The following is a 21471-nucleotide window of genomic DNA, read 5'->3' as shown; positions in this document are numbered from 1 at the left end:
GGTGCTCGCCGACCTCACGGCCGGCGCAGTCGAAGACGCCGAGCGTCGCGCTCTCACGCGCCCGCTCGCCGAGGTCGAGAAGGCTGCTCTGGCGCGCCCGGCGGCCCGTGACGTCCTCGCGGCCCTCGCCCCCGCATCCCGCGTCAAGATCATCGCGGAGGTCAAGCGTGCGAGCCCCTCTCGCGGCGCCCTCGCGGAGATCCCCGATCCCGCCCGCCAGGCGTCGCTGTACGAGACCGGCGGCGCCTCCGCGATCAGCGTCCTCACCGAGGAGCGCCGCTTCGGCGGCTCGCTCGCCGACCTCGAGGCCGTCACCTCCCGCGTGTCGTTGCCGGTCCTGCGCAAGGACTTCATCGCGACGCCGTATCAGGTGCTGGAAGCCCGCGCCGCGGGTGCCGATCTCGCGCTGCTAATCGTCGCAGGTCTCGAGCAGCAGGTGCTGCAGGAGCTGTATGCGCTGATCCTCGAACTCGGCATGACCCCGCTCGTCGAGACGCACTCGGCGGAGGAGCTCGAGGTCGCGATCGACCTCGGCGCCTCGCTCATCGGCGTCAACGCACGCAACCTGTCGACCTTCGAATTGGACCGCGACCTGTTCGGACGCCTCGTCGACCGGATTCCCGTCGGCACCATCAAGGTCGCCGAGTCCGCCGTCCTGGAACCTGGCGACGTGACGCACTACCGCGCAGCCGGCGCCGACGTCGTGCTGATCGGCGAGGCGCTCGTGACCGGCGACCCGGTCGCCACGCTGCAGGGCTTCCTCTCGGCAGGAGACGATGAGCAGAGGGGATCCCTGTGAGCCTGCGTGACCAGCACGGCCCGTTCTTCGGCGACTTCGGCGGCCGCTACATGCCCGAATCGCTCATCGCCGCGATCGACGAGCTCACGGTCGCCTATGAGGCTGCCATCGCCGACCCCGAGTTCCGCGCTGAGCTCGCGCAGCTGCTCGCCTCCTACGCCGGCCGCCCGTCGGCCCTCACTGAGGTGCCGCGTTTCGCCGCTCACGCCGGGGGAGCGCGCGTGTTCCTCAAGCGCGAAGACCTCAATCACACCGGCAGTCACAAGATCAACAACGTGCTCGGACAGGCACTGCTGACCAAGCGCCTCGGCAAGACCCGCGTGATCGCCGAGACCGGCGCGGGCCAGCACGGTGTCGCCACGGCGACCGCCGCAGCCCTGTTCGGCTTGGACTGCACGATCTACATGGGCGAGGTCGACACCGAGCGCCAGGCGCTCAACGTCGCGCGCATGCGTCTGCTGGGCGCCGAGGTCGTTCCCGTGACCACCGGATCGCGCACGCTCAAGGACGCCATCAACGACGCCTACCGTGATTGGGTGGCGAGCGTCGAGACGACCAACTACATCTTCGGGACGGCTGCGGGCCCCCACCCGTTCCCCGCCATGGTGCGCGATTTCCAGAAGATCATCGGCGAAGAGGCGCGCCAGCAGCTCTTCGACGAGATCGGACGCCTGCCCGACGCCGTCGTGGCCTGCGTCGGCGGCGGCTCCAACGCGATCGGCATGTTCGATGCGTTCCTCGACGACGCCGAGGTGAAGCTCTACGGTGTGGAAGCAGCCGGTGACGGTGTCGACACCGACAAGCACGCGGCATCCATCGAGCGCGGTCGACCCGGCGTGCTGCACGGCGCGAAGACCTACGTGCTCCAGGATGAGGACGGCCAGACCATCGAGTCGCACTCGATCTCCGCCGGGCTCGATTATCCGGGCGTCGGGCCCGAGCATTCCTGGCTCGCCGACATCGGCCGCGCAGAGTACATCCCTGCCACCGACGACGAGGCGATGCAGGCGCTGCGGCTGCTCAGCCGCACGGAGGGCATCATCCCGGCGATCGAGTCCGCCCACGCGCTGGCAGGGGCGATCCGGCTCGGCAACGCGATGGGCGAGGACGCCGTGATCGCGGTTTGCCTCTCCGGTCGCGGCGACAAGGACATGGACACCGCCGCCCGCTACTTCGAGCTGTACGACGCGGATGCCGCAGAGGAGACCCGATGAGCCGCGTCGAAGCCGCCATCGAGTCGGCCAAGGATGCCGGGCGAGGAGCCTTCATCGGCTATCTCCCCGTCGGCTTCCCAGACCTTGAGACCAGCATCAAGGCGGCCATCACGCTCGCCGAGAACGGCGTCGACATCATCGAGCTGGGCCCGCCCTACAGCGACCCTGTGATGGACGGACTCGTCATCCAGCAGGCCACCCAGGCCGCGCTGGCGAACGGGTTCAGGATGCGCGACCTGTTCACCGCGGTGCGCGAGATCACCGCCGCCACCGACGTCCCCGTGGTCGTGATGACGTACTGGAACCCGGTGATGCAGTACGGCGTCGACCGCTACGCCGACGACCTGCTCGCCGCCGGTGGCGCAGGTCTCATCACCCCCGACATCACGCCGGATGCCGCGGCGGAGTGGATCGCCGCCAGCGAGCGCACCGGGCTCGACCGGATCTTCCTCGCGGCACCGTCGTCGACCGACGAACGTCTCGAGCTGGTCGTGAAGTCCTCGACCGGCTTCGTCTACACCGTCTCGACGATGGGCATCACGGGGGAGCGCGCCTCGCTCGATCAGGCCGCGCGCACGCTCGTGGCGCGTCTGCGCGAACACGGCGCGCAGAACGCCTGCGTCGGCATCGGCATCTCCACCGCCGACCAGATCGCGGGCGTCATCGACTACGCGGACGGCGCGATCGTCGGCACCGCTCTGGTGCGCGCACTCGGCGACGGCGGACTTCCCGCCCTCGCCGACGTCACCAGGAACCTCGCTGCAGGCACGCCGTCTGCAGTCCGCTCACACGAGAACTAGAATCGCACTCATGTCCCTCGCGTTCCACAGCGCCCTCAACGGCGTGCTCACCAGCATCCCGAGCCCCGAGGTCAGCTACTTCGACATCCCGATCTTCGATTTCAACCTGCGTATCCACTACTACGCGCTGTGCATCATCGCGGGAATCATCGCCGCCACCCTGCTCACGAATCACCGCCTCACCAGGCGCGGAGCGGAGCCCTGGGTCGTGATCGACATCGCGATCCTCGCCGTGCCGCTCGCGATCATCGGCGCGCGCATCTTCCATGTGCTCACCCACCCGAACTTCTACTTCGGCGAGGGGAAGAACACCTGGAACCCGTTCGAGCCGGGCTCGGTCTGGGCGATCTGGGAGGGCGGCATCGCCATCTTCGGCGCGCTCATCGGCGGCGCCGTCGGCGCCTATCTGGGGTGCCGGTGGACGGGCATCCGGTTCTGGACGTTCGCTGATGCACTCGCGCCCGGCCTGCTGCTGGCACAAGCCATGGGCCGCTTCGGCAACTGGTTCAACCACGAGCTGTTCGGCCTTCCCACCGACCTGCCGTGGGGACTGGAGATCGAATCCGACAACGTGGCGTTCCCTCCCGGCCTCGCCGAGGGCACGCTGTTCCACCCCACGTTCCTCTACGAGGTCATCTGGAACGGACTCGGCGTGATCGTCCTGCTCTGGATCGGCAAGCGCCTGCGGCTGCAGTGGGGCAAGCTGTTCGCGATCTACCTGATCTGGTACAGCGCAGGACGCATCGTGTGGGAGTCCATCCGCATCGACCCGAGCGAGATCATCCTGGGTCTGCGCAGCAACGTATGGGCAGCGATCATCGGCGTCGTCGTCGGCATCGTGATCCTCATCGTGCAGACGCGGCGGCACCCCGGAACAGAGCCGTCGCCGTACATGCCCGGGCGGGGCCGGGAGGATGCGGACGCTGGGGTACAATCGCAGAACGATCTCGATGACTTCGTCGACGTGAGCGAGCCTCCGACCGAAGTCACCGTTGGAGCCACCGCCACAAGCACTGCTCCCAGGAGCGAGGACAGTTCCCGATAACCTCCTCGTCGAGTGAGGAATCCATTGCACTGAACGAGCGGGCCGACGACGTCCCCGGTGTCACCTGATTACCTGAGGGCGGTATTCGATGTACTTCCAGCCTCCTTACGGTGCCTCCGGCGCCTACCCCCCGAAGCAGGGGCTGTACAATCCGGCATTCGAAAAGGATGCCTGCGGCCTGGCCATGGTCGCCACCCTGCGTGGAACCGCAGGACACGACATCATCGCGCTGGCGCTTCAAGCGCTGCGCAACCTCGAGCACCGCGGTGCGATCGGCTCCGACGCCGGCACCGGTGACGGGGCCGGCATCCTCACCCAGATGCCCGACGCATTCCTGCGTGAAGTCACAGACTTCGAACTGCCCGATGCCGGCGAGTACGCCGCCGGGCTCGCCTTCCTCCCGCTGCAGGCCACCGAACGCCGCACCCAGAAGGCCGGGGTCGAGAAGATCGCCCGCGAGGAGGGCCTGGAGGTCCTCGGATGGCGCGTCGTCCCCACCGCGAACGAGAACCTCGGCAAGCTCGCCGATGAGGCCCGCCCCGCGTTCGAGCAGTTGTTCGTGCGGTCCCCGGCAGGGTCCGACCGCCGCCTCTCCGGGATCGCGCTCGACCGCGTCGCCTACCGTCTGCGCAAGCGCGCCGGCCACGAGCTCGGCGCCTACTTCGTCTCGCTGTCCAGCCGCACGCTCGGCTACAAGGGAATGGTCACCACGCTGCAGCTCGAGCCGTTCTACCCCGACCTCCAGGACGAGCGCTTCGCCTCCGAGCTCGCGGTCGTGCACTCCCGCTACTCGACCAACACGTTCCCGTCGTGGCCGCTCGCGCAGCCCCTGCGCATGCTGGCGCACAACGGCGAGATCAACACCGTCGGCGGCAACCGCAACTGGATGCGCGCACGCCAGTCGCAGCTCGAGTCCGAGCTGCTCGGCGACGTACGCCCGCTGCTGCCCATCTGCACGCCCGGCGCGAGCGATTCGGCGTCCTTCGACGAGGTGCTCGAGCTGCTGACGCTCACCGGTCGCAGCCTGCCGCACGCGATCATGATGATGGTCCCCGAGGCTTACGAGAAGCAGACCGACATCTCACCCGAGCTGCGCGCGTTCTACGAGTACCACTCGAACCAGATGGAGCCGTGGGACGGCCCCGCCGCGCTCATCTTCACCGACGGCACGCACGTCGGCGCGACGCTCGACCGCAACGGACTGCGTCCCGGACGATGGACCGAGACCACCGACGGCCTGGTCGTCATCGGCTCGGAGACCGGTGTGCTGGAGTTCGAGCCCGAGCGCATCAAGCGGCGCGGCCGCCTGCAGCCGGGCAAGATGTTCCTCGTCGACACGGCCGCGCGCCGGATCGTCGAGGACGAGGAGATCAAGCACGAGCTCGCGACTCTGCACCCGTGGCAGCAGTGGCTCGATGAGGGTGCTGTGCGGCTGGCGGATCTTCCCGAGCGCGAGCACATCGTGCATCCGCCGGCATCCATCACGCGCCGCCAGCGCACCTTCGGGTACACCGAAGAGGAGGTGCGGCTGCTGCTCACCCCGATGGGGCAGACCGGCGCCGAGCCGCTGGGCGCCATGGGATCGGACACTCCGATCGCCGTTCTCAGCGAGCGTCCGCGGCTGCTGTTCGACTACTTCACCCAGCAGTTCGCCCAGGTCACCAACCCACCGCTGGACTCCATCCGCGAAGAGGTCGTCACCAGCCTGCGCTCGTCCCTCGGCCCCGAGCGCAATCTGCTCAGCTGGGGCCCGGAGCACACCCGCACGGTGTCGGTCGACTTCCCGGTTATCGACAATGACGAGCTCGCCAAGATCCGCTACATCGACAGGGCTCTGCCCGGCCGCTCCGCGGTCACGATCAGCGGCCTGTACCACTTCGACGCCGGCGACCACACGATGCAGGAGCGTCTCACCGAGATGTGCGCCGAGGTGGACGCTGCGATCGAGGGCGGCGCCGAGTTCATCATCCTGTCCGACCGCGACTCGAACAAGGATCTCGTCCCGATCCCGTCGCTGCTCATGGTCTCGGCGATCCACCACCACCTCATCCGCCGTCAGAACCGCATGAAGGTCGGTCTGCTGGTCGAAGCAGGCGACGTGCGCGAAGTGCACCACGTCGCGACGCTGATCGGCTACGGAGCCTCGGCGGTCAACCCGTACCTCGCGATGGAGACCGTCGAGCACCTGGTGCGCACCGGCTTCATCGCCGGGATCCCTCCGGAGAAAGCCGTCCGCAATCTGATCTACGCGCTCGGCAAGGGCGTGCTGAAGATCATGTCGAAGATGGGCATCTCGACCGTGTCCTCCTATGCGGGCGCTCAGGTGTTCGAGGCGATCGGCCTCAGCCAGGAGTTCGTCGACGCGTACTTCACCGGCACCGAGACGAAGCTCGGCGGCATGGGCATCGAGGACGTCTTCGCCGAGAACCAGGCGCGACACGACTACGCCTACCCCGAGGATGCCGCAGCCCGCGCCCATGAGCGGCTGTGGACCGGCGGCGAGTACCAGTGGCGACGCGACGGGTCTCCGCACCTGTTCAATCCCGACACGGTGTTCCGGCTGCAGCACTCCACGCGGACACGGCGCTACGACATCTTCCGCGAGTACACCAAGCTCGTCGACGATCAGGCCGCCGAGCTCAAGACGCTGCGCGGACTGTTCGGCCTGCGCACCGGCATCCGCCCGCCCGTGCCGATCGACGAGGTCGAGCCGGTCAGCGCGATCGTCAAGCGCTTCTCGACCGGCGCGATGAGCTACGGCTCCATCTCGCGCGAGGCGCACGAGACGCTGGCGATCGCGATGAACCGCATCGGCGGCAAGTCGAACACGGGGGAGGGCGGCGAAGACGTCGACCGCCTCCTCGACCCGGAGCGCCGGAGTGCCATCAAGCAGGTCGCCTCGGGGCGGTTCGGGGTCACCAGCCTGTACCTGACCGAATCCGACGACATACAGATCAAACTCGCGCAGGGCGCCAAGCCCGGCGAGGGCGGTCAGCTGCCGCCGACCAAGGTGTACCCGTGGGTGGCGCGCACGCGTCACGCGACCGCCGGCGTCGGGCTCATCTCCCCACCGCCGCACCACGACATCTACTCGATCGAAGACCTCAAGCAGCTCATCTTCGACCTCAAGCGCGCGAACCCGAACGCCCGCATCCACACCAAGCTGGTCAGCCAGTCCGGCATCGGCGCGGTCTCCGCTGGTGTCGCCAAGGCGCTCAGCGACGTCATCCTGGTCTCCGGTCACGACGGCGGCACCGGCGCGAGCCCGATGAACTCGCTCAAGCACGCCGGCACCCCGTGGGAGCTCGGGTTGGCCGAGACGCAGCAGACTCTCATGCTCAACGGCATGCGCGATCGCGTCGTCGTGCAGGTCGACGGTCAGCTCAAGACCGGCCGCGACGTCATCATCGGCGCGCTGCTGGGTGCTGAGGAATTCGGGTTCGCGACGGCTCCGCTCGTCGTCAGCGGCTGCATCATGATGCGCGTGTGCCATCTCGATACGTGCCCCGTCGGCGTCGCGACCCAGAACCCTGCGCTGCGCGAGCGGTTCACCGGCAAGCCGGAGTTCGTCGTCAATTTCATGGAGTTCATCGCCGAAGAGGTGCGCGAGCTGCTCGCCGAGCTCGGCTTCCGCTCCCTCGACGAGATCATCGGCCGCGCCGACCTCATCGAGGCGAATGCCGCCATCGAGCACTGGAAGGCGCACGGGCTCGACCTGACGCCGATCCTCGAGGGGCCCGTGTTCCCGGCATCCGAGCCGCGCCGCCACGCGCGCGCTCAGGACCACGAGCTCGACGAGCACTTCGACGTGCAGCTCATCCGGATGGCGCAGGACGCGCTGCAGGAGCGGGCGCCGGTGGTCATCGAACTGCCGATCCGCAACACCGAACGCGCGGTCGGCACGATGCTCGGCCACGAGGTCACCTCCCGTTTCGGTGCTGAGGGACTCGCGCGAGAGACGATCGACGTCATCCTGCACGGCACCGCCGGGCAGTCGCTCGGCGCCTTCCTGCCGGCCGGCATCATGCTGCGGCTGGAGGGAGACGCGAACGACTACGTCGGCAAGGGCCTCTCCGGAGGCGACGTCGTCGTGCGCCCCCCGCGCGCTGCCACCATCGCCCCGCATGAGAACGTCATCGCCGGCAACGTGATCGGCTACGGGGCGACGTCCGGCTCGATGTTCATCTCGGGCGTCGTCGGCGAGCGGTTCCTGGTGCGCAACTCCGGCGCGACAGCAGTAGTCGAGGGCGTGGGCGACCACGCGCTCGAGTACATGACCGGCGGTCTCGCCGTGATCCTCGGAACGACGGGACGAAACCTCGGGGCCGGAATGTCCGGTGGCATCGCCTACGTCCACGCGCTGTCGACAGACAGCGTGAACCAGCAGTCCCGGGAGAGCGGAGAGCTGCGCCTGGAGGCACTGGACAGGGCCGATCTCGAAGTGCTGCGGAGCCTGCTGGTCGAGCATGTCGAGCGCACCGATTCACCGCTCGCGACACGGATGCTGGCGGACTTCGAATCCGTCGCAACAGAGTTCGTGAAAGTGCTGCCTCGTGACTTCGCGGCAGTGCAGACCATGCGCCAGGAGGCGGAGGCCTCCGGCATCGATCCCGACGGCGACGCCGTCTGGAACCGCATCCTGGAGGTGACCGGTGGCTGACCCCAAGGGCTTTCTGAAGGTGACGGAGCGCGAGCTCCCCGCGCGCCGCCCGGTTCCCGTGCGCATCATGGACTGGAAAGAAGTCTATGAGCCCGGCGACAAGAACGTGCTGCGCCGCCAGGCGGGGCGCTGCATGGACTGCGGTGTGCCGTTCTGCCACCAGGGCTGCCCGCTCGGCAACCTGATCCCGGAGTGGAACGACCTCACGTGGCGCGGCGAGGACCGCTCGGCCATCGAGCGCCTGCACGCGACGAACAACTTCCCCGAGTTCACCGGCCGACTGTGCCCTGCGCCGTGCGAGAGCGCGTGCGTGCTGGGCATCAACCAGCCCGCAGTGACCATCAAGCAGGTCGAGGTGTCGATCATCGACGAGGCCTTCGCGAGGGGCTGGGTCGAGCCACAGCCGCCGGAGCGGCTGACAGGCAAGACCGTCGCCGTCGTCGGGTCCGGTCCTGCCGGTCTCGCCGCAGCACAGCAGCTCAGCCGTGCAGGGCACACCGTGGCCGTGTTCGAGCGCGATGACCGCATCGGCGGGCTGCTGCGCTACGGCATCCCGGACTTCAAGATGGAGAAGAACCAGCTCGAGTCCCGCCTGCGTCAGATGCAGGAGGAGGGAACACGGTTCCGTGCCGGCGTGGAGATCGGCAAGGACATCAGCTGGGCCGATCTGCGCGCGCGCTACGACGCGGTCGTCCTCGCCACCGGCTCGACGGTGCCGCGCGACCTCTCGATCCCCGGACGCGACCTCGACGGCGTGCACTTCGCGATGGAGTACCTCGTGGAGTCCAACAGGGCGGTCGCGGGAGATGCCGTGCCGAACCAGATCACCGCGGAGGGCAAGCACGTCATCGTCATCGGCGGCGGCGACACCGGAGCCGACTGCATCGGCACCGCCCACCGACAGGGCGCACTGAGCGTGACGAACCTCGCGATCGGCACGCAGCCTGGCGACCAGCGTCCGGAGCACCAGCCCTGGCCCATGATGCCGACCGTCTTCGAGGTGCAGTCCGCGCACGAGGAGGGCGGTGAGCGCCAGTACCTGGCGTCGACCGTCGAGTTCCTCGCGAACGCGGCCGGCGAGGTGCGAGCGCTGCGCGTCGCCGAGACCGAGTACGTCGATGGCCGCCGCGTGCCCAAGAGCGGCACTGAGCGCGAGATCCCTGCGGACCTGGTGCTCATCGCGATGGGCTTCACCGGCCCGGAGACCGAGAGCTTCACCGACGACGTGCGGCCCGAGATCGCGGATCGCGGCGCGTTCCGTCGCGATGACGCATATGAGACGACCGTTCCCGGCGTGTTCGTCGCAGGGGATGCCGGGCGCGGTCAGTCGCTCATCGTGTGGGCGATCGCAGAGGGGCGCGCGGCGGCTGCCGCCGTCGACCGGCACCTGATGGGAACCACGGTGCTCCCCGCGCCGGTGGCACCCACGGATGTCGCAATCGGCCTGCAGCCCGCGTAGGCTGGCGAAGGCACCGTCGCCACCAATTCCCCCGACCTCTTACCCTGGAGTATCTGTTGAGACGCGCGAAAATAGTCGCCACGCTGGGCCCGGCAACGTCGAGTTATGAGAACGTCCGAGCCATCATCGATGCGGGGGTGGACGTCGCTCGGCTGAACCTCAGCCACGGTGACTACTCCGTCCACGACGCCAACTACGCCAACGTCCGCCGCGCCGCGGACGACGCCGGCCGCGCGGTCGCCGTGCTCGTAGACCTGCAGGGTCCGAAGATCCGGCTCGGCAAGTTCGAGGCGGGCCCGTACGAGCTCGCCGAGGGCGACATCTTCAAGATCACGACGGAAGACATCGTCGGCAACCGCGAGATCTGCGGCACGACGTTCAAGGGCCTGCCGCAGGACGTCAAGCCCGGTGACTTCCTCCTCATCGACGACGGCAAGGTCCGCGTCGAGGTCGTCGAGACTGACGGAACGGTCGTCACCACCAAGGTGATCGTGGCGGGCGCCGTGTCCAACAACAAGGGCATCAACCTGCCCGGGGTGGCCGTGAACGTGCCGGCTCTGAGCGAGAAGGACGAAGCCGACCTCCGCTGGGGTCTGCGCACAGGTGCCGACATCATCGCCCTGTCGTTCGTGCGCAACGCCGCCGACGTCGAGCGGGTGCACGAGATCATGGCGGAAGAGGGCGTCAAGGTTCCCGTCATCGCCAAGATCGAGAAGCCGCAGGCCGTCGACGCACTCGAGGAGATCGTGGACGCGTTCGACGGCATCATGGTCGCCCGCGGCGACCTGGGCGTCGAGCTGCCTCTGGAAGCCGTGCCGATCGTGCAGAAGCGCGCCGTCGAGCTCGCCCGCCGCAACGCCAAGCCCGTGATCGTCGCGACGCAGATGCTCGAGTCGATGATCTCGAGCCCCGTGCCGACCCGCGCAGAGACCTCGGACGTCGCCAACGCGGTCCTCGACGGCGCCGACGCCGTGATGCTCTCCGGCGAGACCAGCGTGGGGGAGTACCCGATCGTCGTCGTAGAGACCATGGCGCGCATCGTGGAGTCCACTGAGGAGCACGGCCTGGAGCGGATCGCACCGCTGACCACCAAACCGCGCACGCAGGGCGGGGCGATCACGCTGGCGGCTCTCGAAGTCGCCGAGTTCGTCGACGCGAAGTACCTCTGCGTGTTCACGCAGTCCGGCGATTCCGCTCGACGCCTGTCGCGCCTGCGCTCGCGCATCCCGATGCTGGCCTTCACTCCGGAGCCGAGCATCAGACGCCGTATGGCACTGACCTGGGGCATCCGCTCCACGCTGGTCGAGATGGTCCAGCACACAGACCTGATGTACCACCAGGTCGACGAGTACCTGCTCGACAACGATCTCGCGGTCGAGGGTGACAAGGTCGTCGTGATCTCCGGATCGCCTCCCGGAATCGTCGGCTCCACCAACGACATCCGCGTCCACAAGGTCGGGGATGCCGTGAACGGAGCGGCGCCGATCTACAAGGCGGGCGCCTGACCGGACATGCGCACGGAGGGGCGGGGCTGCGGCTTCGCCCCTCCGTCGTACGTGCGGTCCGGCACGCGTCGTGGTGGCTGCTGGACTACGCCTACGCCGCACGCTGGCAGCTCAGGGCGATCTTCAATCGAACCGATCCACGGTCGTTCGCCTCGGGCGACCGCGCACCGGTGGTGGTGCTGCCCGGCGTGTACGAGTCGTGGAAGTTCCTCCAGCCGCTCATCGAGCAGCTTCACGGTCGCGGGCATCCCGTGCATGTGATCGAGACGCTCAGACGCAATCAGCGCCCCGTCGCGGATGCGGCAGTCGAAGTCACCGCATTCCTGGAAGCCGCCGACCTCCGCGATGTCGTGCTGGTGGCCCACAGCAAGGGCGGTCTGGCCGGCAAGCTGGTGATGGTGGGCCCGGAAGCCGGCCGCGTGGCGAGCATGCTGGCCGTAGCCACGCCGTTCAGCGGTTCGCGCTACGCGCGCATGATGCCGGGGCAGACCCTGCGCGCCTTCTCACCTGTTCATCCTTCGATCCTCGCGATCGCCCGGCATCAGGACGTGAACGGCCGGGTCGTCTCGGTGTTCGGCGAGTTCGATCCGCACATCCCGGAGGGCAGCGAGCTCGTGGGGGCGCGCAACGTGCGACTCGCCACCGGGGGGCACTTCCGCATCCTCGCGCACCCACAGGTCCTCGTGGAGTTCTCGGCGCTCGTCACTGCCGGCGACTGAGACGCGCGAGGGCATCCAGGTCTTGTGCCGGCGGTGGGACTCGAACCCACACGTCCTTTCGGACAAAGCATTTTGAGTGCTCCGCGTCTACCATTCCGCCACGCCGGCTCGCATGTCGCGCCTTCGACTTTAGCGCAGGGTGCGCTGCCTTCCCTTCCACACCTGCGCGGATGCGGCGGGCGGGGAGCGGCCGTCCCCTAGAATGGTCATGTGACCGAGCAAGAACAGTCTGAGCAGCCCACGGCATCCGCCCCGCGACGCGTCGTCGTCGCCGAAGACGAATCGCTGATCCGACTCGACATCGTCGAGATCCTCCGCGACAACGGCTTCGATGTCGTCGGCGAAGCCGGTGACGGCGAGACGGCTGTGGCCCTGGCCACCGAGCTGCGCCCCGACCTCGTCATTATGGACGTGAAGATGCCGCAGCTCGACGGCATCAGCGCCGCCGAACGGCTGCACAAAGCGAACATCGCCCCGGTCGTCCTCCTCACCGCATTCAGCCAGAAGGAGCTCGTCGAGCGCGCCAGCGAGGCCGGCGCCCTGGCGTACGTCGTCAAGCCGTTCACGCCGAACGACCTGCTGCCGGCGATCGAGATCGCGCTGGCCCGCCACGAGCAGATCATCACTCTCGAGGCCGAGGTGGCCGACATGGTCGAGCGCTTCGAGACCCGCAAGCTCGTCGATCGCGCCAAGGGGCTTCTGAACGAGAAGATGGGCCTCAGCGAGCCGGAGGCGTTCCGCTGGATCCAGAAGGCGTCCATGGACCGTCGCCTCACGATGCAGGACGTCGCCAAGGCGATCATCGAGCAGCTCGCGCCGAAGAAGTGAGTCGGTTGCGGGTCAAGGCCGCGAAGCGGCCTTGACCCGCAACCGACTCAGGTTGAGCGAGCGAAGCGAGTCGAAACCTACCGCGCTCAGTCCGGCAGGCTCTTGATCATGTTCGTGATGCGGATGGTCGAGCACCGACGGTCCTGATCGTCGGTCACGACGATCTCGTGCACCATCACGCTGCGTCCCAGGTGGATCGGGGTGCACACGCCGGTCACGATCCCCGAGGTCGCGGAGCGCGTGTGGGTCGCGTTGATGTCGACGCCGACCGCGAGCCGGCCGGGGCCTGCGGCGAGGTTCGCCGACATCGACCCGAGGGACTCGCCCAGAACGACATAGGCGCCGCCGTGCAGCAATCCGACTGGCTGGGTGTTGCCCTCGACGGGCATCGTGGCGACGCTGCGCTCGACCGAGAACTCGGTGAACTCGATGCCCATCTTCTCGGCCAGCGCGCCCATGCCACGCTGCGTGGCCCACTCCAGTCCGGTCATCCGGGTATCGGTCACGCGTCCTCCTGAGCGGGTGTCTGCCGTCCTCGTTAGGCTGTCAGAGTGACGGACTCCGCAAAGCCTACCCTCATGGTCGTCGACGGCCACTCGCTCGCGTATCGGGCGTTCTTCGCTCTTCCGGTCGAGAACTTCACGACCAAGGACAACCAGCACACGAACGCCATCTACGGCTTCCTGTCGATGCTCGTGAACCTCATCAAGGCCGAGCAGCCGACGCACATGGCGATCGCATTCGACACGTCACGGCATTCGTTCCGCACCGACGAGTACCCCGAGTACAAGGCGACGCGTTCCGAGACGCCGCAGGAGTTCCGGGGTCAGATCCCGCTTCTGCAGGACTGCCTGGCCGCCATGTCGATCCCGGTTCTCACGCAGGAGGGCATCGAGGCCGACGACATCCTCGCGACCCTCGCCAAGCAGGGGGCGGAGCAGGGGTACGACGTGCTCGTCGTCTCCGGCGACCGCGACACCATCCAGCTGGTGAACGACGAGGTCACGCTGCTGTACCCGTCCGTCCAGGGCGTCTCGCAGCTCAAGCGCTACGACCCCACGACCGTGCAGGAGCGCTACGGCGTCCGCCCCGACCAGTACCCCGACATCGCCGCCCTCGTGGGCGAGACCAGCGACAACCTGCCCGGCGTGCCGAAGGTGGGGGAGAAGACCGCGGTCAAGTGGCTCACCCAGTTCGGCTCGCTCGACGAGCTGCTGGCACGCGCCGAGGAGATCAAGGGCGTGGTGGGCGGCAATCTCCGCGAGCACATGGATGCTGTGCGCCGCAACCGCAAGCTCAACCGTCTGCTCACCGATGTCGAGCTGCCGGTCGCACCCGCCGATCTCATCGTCGCCCCCGCCGACGTCCAGGCCATCCGCGACATCTTCGCCCGGCTGGAGTTCCGCACGCTGCTGCCCCGGGTGTTCGACGCCATGGGCGCAGCGGAGGAGTCCGTCGATTCCGAACCCGCCGTCGACCTGCCCGCGCCGCTCCAGAGCACCGCCGCCGACCTCGCCGCGTGGCTTGATGCGCAGAACCTCGAGCTCGGTGTGACGGTGGTCACGAACGGCGGCGCTGTCACCCGCATCGGCGTCGCCAGCCTCACCGAGCTGCACGAGATCGACTGGTCCGACGATGTCGCCGACGCGCTGCGTCCCTGGCTGGAGTCCGACGCCGCGAAGGTGTTCAACGACGCCAAGCCTCAGGTGAAGGCGCTGCTGCGCGCCGGCATCCGCATCGGGGGGCTCGCCTACGACACGCTGCTCGCCGGCTGGCTGCTTCGGCCGAGCCTGCCCGACAAGACGCTTTCGCACCTCGTCGACCGCTACCTCGGCGAGAAGCTCCCCGTCGCCGATCCTTCTCAGCTGGTTCCCGAGACCGACGGCGCGACGCCCTCTCAGGAGGCGTGGTTCATTCTGCGCACGGCCGCGGCCATCCGCGAGGACCTGCCGGAGTCCGTCGCCGCCGTCCTCACCGACATCGAGCTGCCGACGCTGCTCGTCCTCGCCGACATGGAGATCGCCGGGGTCGCCGTGTCGCACGACGTCCTGTCGACGTTCTCCGGCGAACTCGCCGCGCGCACCGACGGCCTGGCCACTCAGGCGTTCACTCTGGTCGGGCGTGAATTCAACCTCGGCTCGCCCAAGCAGCTTCAGGAGGTGCTCTTCGACGATCTGCAGCTGCCGAAGACGCGCAAGACCAAGACCGGCTACTCGACGGACGCCGCGGTGCTCGCCGACCTGCAGGAGAGCCATCCACACCCCTTCCTCGATCTTCTTCTGCAGCACCGAGAGGCGACGAAGCTGCGTCAGATCATCGAATCGCTCGACACGGCGATCAAGGATGACGACCGCATCCACACGACTTACGTGCAGACCGGCAGCCAGACCGGGCGTCTGTCCAGCACGGATCCGAACCTGCAGAACATCCCGGTGCGCACCGAGGAGTCGCGTCGCATCCGCAGCGCGTTCGAAGTCGGCGAGGGCTACGAGACTCTGCTGACGGCCGACTACTCCCAGATCGAGATGCGCATCATGGCGCATCTGTCCGGCGACGCGGGGCTCATCGAGGCCTTCAACAGCGGAGAAGACCTGCACCGCTTCGTCGGCGCGCGCGTCTTCGGCGTCGAGCCCGCAGCGGTCACCTCGGCCATGCGCACCAAGGTCAAGGCCATGTCGTACGGGCTCGTCTACGGTCTGAGCGCCTTCGGGCTCTCCAAGCAGCTGCGCATCGAGCAGTCCGAGGCCAAGCAGCTCATGCTCGAGTACTTCGCCCGGTTCGGCGCGGTGCGCGACTACCTGCGCGCCTCCGTCGTCAAGGCGAAGGAGGTCGGCTACACCGAGACCATCTTCGGCCGCCGCCGTCCGTTCCCCGATCTGTCGAGCCCCAACCGCGTGCTTCGTGAGAACGCCGAGCGCGCCGCGCTCAACGCCCCGATCCAGGGCAGCGCCGCAGACGTCATGAAGATCGCGCTGTTCCGTATCCACGCCGATCTGAACGAAGCCGGCATGCGTTCCCGAGTGCTGCTGCAGATCCACGACGAACTCGTCGTCGAGGTCGCTCCGGGAGAGTGGGACGCCGCCGAGCAGATCGTGCAGACGCAGATGGCCGGCGCCGCCGATCTGTCCGTGCCGTTGGACGTGCAGGTCGGTCGCGGGCACGACTGGAACGAGGCCGCGCACTAGGAGCGCGCGGGCCGCAGCCCGCACTACGCTGAAGCTCATGACGGAAACCCCCCGCACACCCACAGCGATCGACAAGGTCGCCGAAGAGTGGGTCGACACGCTGGCAGAACTGGACCCCACCCTCGGTACGTACATCGGCCGGGACGAGTGGAACGACCGCTATGGCGACCTCAGTCCGGAAGGCCACGAGCGCTACGTCGCCGCGGTGCGCAACGCCCGCACCGAGCTCGCCGCGCTCACTCCCGCGGATCAGATTGACGAGGTCACCAAGACCGATCTGCTCAGCGAGCTCGACCTCGAGCTCGAGTTCGACGACGCCCAGTGGCACCTGCGCGATCTCAACGTCATCGCATCCGCGGCTCAGGACATCCGTCAGGTGTACGACCTCATGCCCACCACGACCGCGGATGACTGGCAGGTCATCGCGAAGCGACTCGCCGCTGTGCCGGCGGCCCTCCGCGGCTACGCGGAAACCCTGCAGCAGGGCATCGCGAACGGTATCGTTCCCGCCCGGCGGCAGGTCACCGAAGTCGCCGCCCAGATCGTCCGGTACACGGCGGATGACGGCTTCTTCGCCTCGTTCGTCGCCGACGCCGCGCCGGACGAGGGCGGGCTGCCCGCATCCCTCGCTCGTGATCTGGCCGACAGCGCCGCGGCCGCTCGCGTCGCCTACGACGGTCTGCGGGATTTTCTCACGGGCACGCTCGCGCCCGCGGCATCCGACGTCGACGCCGTCGGCCGCGACCTGTACGCGCTGCATTCCCGTCGTTTCCTCGGCGCGAAGGTCGACCTCGACGAGACCTACGAGTGGGGACGCGAGGAGCTTGCCCGCATGGTCGCCGAGCAGACCGCGATCGCGAACGAGATCCTGCCCGGCGCGACGGTCGAGGAGGCCGTCGCGCATCTCGAGCAGGATGCCGCCCGCAAGCTCCACGGCACAGACGCTCTGCAGAAGTGGATGCAGGAGACCAGCGACCGCGCGGTCGCCGAACTCGCCGCCACGCACTTCGACATCCCGGAGCAGATCCGCACCATCGAGTGCATGATCGCGCCGACCCAGGAGGGCGGGATCTACTACACGGGACCGACCGATGACTTCTCCCGACCCGGCCGCATGTGGTGGTCGGTGCCCGAGGGCGTCACCGAGTTCGACACCTGGCGCGAATTGACCACCGTCTACCACGAGGGCGTTCCCGGGCATCACCTGCAGATCGCTCAGGCGGTCTACAACCGTGGGGAGCTCAACTCCTGGCGACGCCTGCTCGCAGGCACCTCGGGTCATGCGGAGGGATGGGCGCTGTACGCCGAACGGCTCATGCAGCAGCTCGGTTACCTCGATGACCCGGCCGACCGCCTGGGCATGCTCGACGGTCAGCGCATGCGTGCGGCCCGGGTGGTGCTCGACATCGGCGTGCATCTCGGCAAGGACCGTCTCGACACTTCGACCGGGCTCAGTGCAAGCGGAACGGGTGTATGGGATGCCGACTACGCACTCGCATTCATGCGCCAGAACGTGAACATGTCTGACGAGTTCGTGCAGTTCGAGGTGAACCGCTACCTCGGCTGGCCCGGCCAGGCACCCTCCTACAAGGTCGGCCAGCGCATCTGGGAGCAGGTGCGTGACGCGTGCCAGGCCGACCAGGGCGACGCATTCGACGTCAAGAGCTTCCACAAGCGGGCGCTGGACCTCGGCGGTGTCGGCCTCGACACCCTCCGCACCGCGCTGCTGAAGAAGTAACCGCGGATGACCGAGGCGGTGCCCAGTCGTCGGGCGCTCGCGCGTCGCCTGGACGACCTGCCGTTCACCCGCCGGCACGCGCGCCTGCTCACCGGATCCGGCATCGGCTGGGCGCTGGATGCCATGGATGTCGGGCTGATCTCGTTCATCCTCGCGGCTCTCGCGCAACAGTGGGACATCAGCAAGGCCGAGAGCGGCTGGATCGCGTCGGTCGGCTTCATCGGCATGGCCCTCGGTGCAAGCCTCGGCGGTCTGCTCGCCGACCGGTTCGGGCGCCGGCAGGTGTTCGCACTCACCCTGCTCATCTACGGTCTGGCGACCGGCGCCAGCGCGCTGGCCGGGGGAGTGGCGATCCTCCTCGTGCTGCGGTTCTTCGTCGGACTGGGCCTCGGTGCCGAGCTTCCGGTCGCGTCCACGTATGTGAGCGAGTTCGCGCCGGCACGGATCCGCGGGCGGCTGATCGTGATCCTCGAGGCGTTCTGGGCGGTCGGCTGGACGGCCGCGGCCCTGATCGGCTACTTCGTGATCCCGGCATCCGCCGACGGCTGGCGCTGGGCGTTCGCGCTCGGCGCCGTTCCCGCGATCTATGCGCTCATCGTGCGCTGGGGGCTGCCTGAGTCGCCGCGCTGGCTCGCCTCGCGCGGCCGGATCGCCGAGGCGGAGCGCATCGTTGAGAAGTTCGAGGCGGATGCCGGCGTCGTGGCCGACCATGCCGAGCATGCCGAGCAGCCGTCGCGCGCCATCGCCATCTCGGCCGGAACCCGCCTGCGTGCGCTTTGGTCGGCGGAGTTCCGCGTGCGCACGCTGTGCATCTGGGTCGTGTGGTTCTGCGTGAACTTCGCCTACTACGGCGCGTTCATCTGGATTCCCAGCATCCTCGTCGACGCTGGGTACGATCTCGTGCGGTCCTTCGGCTTCACCCTCGTCATCACACTGGCGCAGCTGCCCGGCTACGCCGTGGCCGCGTGGCTGATCGAGGTCTGGGGCAGGCGCCTGACGCTGTCGGTCTTCCTGATCGGCTCCGCAGCATCCGCCGTGCTGTTCGGGACCGCGAGCGGGGATGCCGCCATCATCGGCTCCGGCATGGCGCTGTCGTTCTTCAACCTCGGAGCGTGGGGTGCCCTGTACGCCGTGACGCCGGAGATCTACCCGACGTCATTGCGGGGCACCGGGTCGGGCTGGGCCGCCGGTGTCGGGCGGATCGCCTCGATCATCGCGCCGCTGCTCGTGCCCGTGCTGCTCGGGATCGGCGGCGCTCCGTTGCTGTTCGTCGTGTTCGCGGCGTTCTTCGTCGTCGGTGCCACCGCGGCGTGGGGTCTGGTCGACCGACGCGGGAAGGCGCTCGATGACCGGTGACGCCGGTCGTCCTCCGACGGGAATAGGCTGGATCGGTGACTGCAGTGAGATTCGTGGCGATCGGCGACTCGTTCACCGAGGGCGTCGGTGACGAGCTGCCGGACGGCCGCGTGCGCGGCTGGGCCGACATCGCCGCGCAGGGCTGGGCGGATGCCGTCGGACACCCGATCCAGTACGCGAACTTCGCCGTTCGGGGCAAGCTCGCCTGGCCGATCGTGGAAGAGCAGCTGGAGCCCGCGCTCGCGCTCGGGCCGACGCACCTGTCCTTCAACGGCGGCGGCAACGACATGCTCCGCCCGCGCACGGACGTCGAGCACATCGCCGACACCTTCTCGCGCGTGCTCCGCCGTTGCGACGAGCAGGGCGTCGCGCTGATCCTGCTCTCCGGGGCGAACCCGGCCGGGCAGCTGCCGATGGGCTCGCTCATCCAGCGGCGCGGCGACGAGCTTTCGGCTGCCGTGCTGCGGCGGATCGCAGAGCGGCACGACGTGATCCGTGCGCTCAACTGGCCGGACCGCGAACTCTCCTCCGGCGCCTATTGGTCCGACGACCGCCTGCACATGAACGCGAACGGCCACCACCGAGTCGCCGCGCGGGTTCTCCACGCACTCGGGTTCGAGCCGCCCGCCGAGTGGTGGTCGCCGGCGGAGCGCACTGCGGGCCCTTCGGGACTCGCGTACTACCGGCAGCACGTCGGCCCGTGGGTCAAGCGGCGGATCACGCGCACGTCGTCCGGCGACGGGCGGGCCGCCAAGCACCCCACCTGGGTCGAACGGATCCCGCAGTGAGCCGCGTGCGCGGTCGGCGGCTTCCGCGCCGGATCGCGCAGCTGCTGGTCGGGCTGTTCCTGTACGGAATCGGCATCGCGTTCATGGTGCGCGGAGAGATCGGCGCCGCCCCCTGGGACGTGCTGTCGCAGGGCATCTCACGGCATGTCCCGCTCTCGTTCGGTGTCATCACGATCCTGACCAGCGTCGTGGTGCTCCTGCTGTGGCTGCCGCTGCGACAGCGATACGGCGTCGGTACTCTTCTGAACGCGCTGCTCGTCGGTCCGGCCGCCGATGTGGGCCTGCTCCTCATCCCCGTCGGCCAGCCGCTCTGGCTGCGCGTCTGCTTCTTCGTCATCGGCCTTCTGGTCCTCGCCGCCGCGACCGGCCTGTACATCGGCGCGCACTTCGGACCCGGCCCGCGCGATGGCCTCATGACCGGGCTGCACAACCGCACTGGCTGGTCGATCTGGATCGTTCGGACCGGCATCGAGATCGTCGTGGTCGCCGTGGGCTGGTCCCTGGGCGGCAACGTCGGCATCGGCACGCTCGCTTTCGCGCTGCTGATCGGTCCGCTGTGCCAGTACTTCATGCGGATCTTCGCCATCCGCATCCCCGCCCCGCCCACACGTGCAGGCGTATGACCGACATCGAGATGACCCGGATCCCCGCTGGCGCTGTGGCCCTTCACGACGCGCGGCGAAAGACGCGGCGCACGGTCCGGCTCGAAGCATTCGACATCGGCGTCTACCCGGTCACGCAGGAGCAGTTCGCGGAGGTCCTGGGCGTTCCCGCGCAGCATCCACGGCGCCCGGCATCCGATCTCAGCTGGCTGCGCGCCGTCCGATTCTGCAACGCGGCATCCGAGTGGGAGGGGCTCGATCCCGCCTACTCGTTCGACGGCGAGGTCGTGACCTGGCACGTCGACAGCGATGGCTTCCGGCTCCCCACCGAGGCCGAGTGGGAGCACGCATGCCGCGCGGGTTCGGCGGCACCGCAGTACGGGCCGCTGAACGAGATCGCCTGGACAGCGGCGGACGGCGTGACGTCGCCGCAGAACGTCGGCGGAAAGCTCCCGAACCTGCACGGCCTGTTCGACACCCTCGGCAACGTCTGGGAGTGGTGCTGGGATCTATTGGATCCCGCGCGCTACGACGAGTACCGGGTCTTCCGCGGCGGAGGTTATGCCGACGACGCGTGGAGCGTCCGGGCATCCGTGCGGCGCGGTGGCGCACCGCGGATGCATCACGAGGATGTCGGCATGCGGCTTGCCCGCGGCGGATTCGACGCCGTGGATGCCGCACAGGGCTGGTCCGCAGTCGTCGACGCCGAGCGGGCCGTGGACGATGGACCATCGCCGTCCGGCTGGACGCCGCGCGGCCGTTGAACGAAGGAG

The 21471-nt window shown here is 68.4% G+C and carries 16 protein-coding genes and 1 tRNA gene; 15 read left to right on the top strand and 2 right to left on the bottom strand.

Annotated elements, in window-relative coordinates:
• Position 1 precedes the first annotated feature (1 nt).
• From trpC to IM776_RS07905, 8 genes are all read left to right on the top strand, one after another.
• Complete coding sequence (trpC, locus tag IM776_RS07940) at positions 2-799, top strand: indole-3-glycerol phosphate synthase TrpC (RefSeq protein WP_194422557.1); 798 nt, start codon at positions 2-4, stop codon at positions 797-799.
• On the top strand, positions 796-2013 hold the full coding sequence (gene trpB, locus IM776_RS07935) for a tryptophan synthase subunit beta (protein ID WP_194419557.1): 1218 nt from the start codon (positions 796-798) through the stop codon (positions 2011-2013). Before trpC ends, trpB begins: the two co-directional genes overlap by 4 nt.
• On the top strand, positions 2010-2813 hold the full coding sequence (gene trpA, locus IM776_RS07930) for a tryptophan synthase subunit alpha (RefSeq protein WP_194419556.1): 804 nt from the start codon (positions 2010-2012) through the stop codon (positions 2811-2813). Before trpB ends, trpA begins: the two co-directional genes overlap by 4 nt.
• A 10-nt stretch (positions 2814-2823) precedes the next feature.
• Complete coding sequence (lgt, locus tag IM776_RS07925) at positions 2824-3858, top strand: prolipoprotein diacylglyceryl transferase (RefSeq protein WP_194419555.1); 1035 nt, start codon at positions 2824-2826, stop codon at positions 3856-3858.
• Positions 3859-3946: 88 nt separating this feature from the next.
• Positions 3947-8518: a glutamate synthase large subunit gene (gene gltB / locus IM776_RS07920; protein ID WP_194422425.1), complete on the top strand. Its 4572-nt coding sequence runs from the start codon at positions 3947-3949 to the stop codon at positions 8516-8518.
• The gene (locus IM776_RS07915; protein ID WP_194422424.1) at positions 8511-9977 is read left to right on the top strand and encodes a glutamate synthase subunit beta; all 1467 of its coding nucleotides are present in this window, start codon (positions 8511-8513) and stop codon (positions 9975-9977) included. The genes gltB and IM776_RS07915 overlap by 8 nt, the downstream gene beginning before the upstream one ends.
• A 56-nt stretch (positions 9978-10033) precedes the next feature.
• Positions 10034-11482: a pyruvate kinase gene (gene pyk / locus IM776_RS07910; RefSeq protein WP_194422423.1), complete on the top strand. Its 1449-nt coding sequence runs from the start codon at positions 10034-10036 to the stop codon at positions 11480-11482.
• Positions 11483-11652: 170 nt separating this feature from the next.
• Positions 11653-12201, top strand: a complete 549-nt coding sequence (locus tag IM776_RS07905; protein WP_323741057.1) for an esterase/lipase family protein — start codon at positions 11653-11655, stop codon at positions 12199-12201.
• A 25-nt stretch (positions 12202-12226) separates the two neighbouring features.
• Here IM776_RS07905 and IM776_RS07900 read toward each other — a convergent pair.
• Positions 12227-12309 (bottom strand) — tRNA-Leu (locus tag IM776_RS07900).
• A 102-nt stretch (positions 12310-12411) separates the two neighbouring features.
• Here IM776_RS07900 and IM776_RS07895 point away from each other — a divergent pair.
• Complete coding sequence (locus IM776_RS07895; RefSeq protein ID WP_194422422.1) at positions 12412-13029, top strand: ANTAR domain-containing response regulator; 618 nt, start codon at positions 12412-12414, stop codon at positions 13027-13029.
• A gap of 86 nt (positions 13030-13115) precedes the next feature.
• Here IM776_RS07895 and IM776_RS07890 read toward each other — a convergent pair whose 3' ends face one another.
• Entirely contained in the window at positions 13116-13520 is a 405-nt protein-coding gene (locus tag IM776_RS07890; protein WP_194422555.1) for a hotdog fold thioesterase, read from the bottom strand.
• Between the two features lie 60 nt (positions 13521-13580).
• Here IM776_RS07890 and polA point away from each other — a divergent pair, with 60 nt between their 5' ends.
• From polA to IM776_RS07860, 6 genes are read left to right on the top strand one after another with little or no spacing between them, the layout of a single operon-like run.
• Positions 13581-16214: a DNA polymerase I gene (gene polA, locus IM776_RS07885; RefSeq protein ID WP_194422421.1), complete on the top strand. Its 2634-nt coding sequence runs from the start codon at positions 13581-13583 to the stop codon at positions 16212-16214.
• 37 nt (positions 16215-16251) lie between these two features.
• Positions 16252-17952 (top strand): DUF885 domain-containing protein, encoded by a 1701-nt coding sequence (locus IM776_RS07880; protein WP_194422420.1) that lies wholly within the window; start codon positions 16252-16254, stop codon positions 17950-17952.
• A 6-nt stretch (positions 17953-17958) separates the two neighbouring features.
• Complete coding sequence (locus IM776_RS07875; RefSeq protein ID WP_194422419.1) at positions 17959-19308, top strand: MFS transporter; 1350 nt, start codon at positions 17959-17961, stop codon at positions 19306-19308.
• Positions 19309-19343: 35 nt separating this feature from the next.
• Positions 19344-20096 carry an SGNH/GDSL hydrolase family protein gene (locus IM776_RS07870; RefSeq protein WP_422730943.1) on the top strand — a complete coding sequence of 251 codons (753 nt, stop codon included), beginning with the start codon at positions 19344-19346 and terminating at the stop codon, positions 20094-20096.
• Entirely contained in the window at positions 20093-20719 is a 627-nt protein-coding gene (gene yczE, locus IM776_RS07865) for a membrane protein YczE (RefSeq protein WP_228479969.1), read from the top strand. The genes IM776_RS07870 and yczE overlap by 4 nt, the downstream gene beginning before the upstream one ends.
• Complete coding sequence (locus IM776_RS07860; RefSeq protein ID WP_194422418.1) at positions 20716-21462, top strand: formylglycine-generating enzyme family protein; 747 nt, start codon at positions 20716-20718, stop codon at positions 21460-21462. Before yczE ends, IM776_RS07860 begins: the two co-directional genes overlap by 4 nt.
• Positions 21463-21471 lie beyond the last annotated feature (9 nt).

This window comes from Microbacterium abyssi (genome assembly GCF_015277895.1).
Classification (GTDB): Bacteria; Actinomycetota; Actinomycetes; order Actinomycetales; family Microbacteriaceae; genus Microbacterium; species Microbacterium abyssi.
Note: the sequence above shows the minus strand (reverse complement) of the source record. Positions and strands in the feature narration are given on the sequence as shown.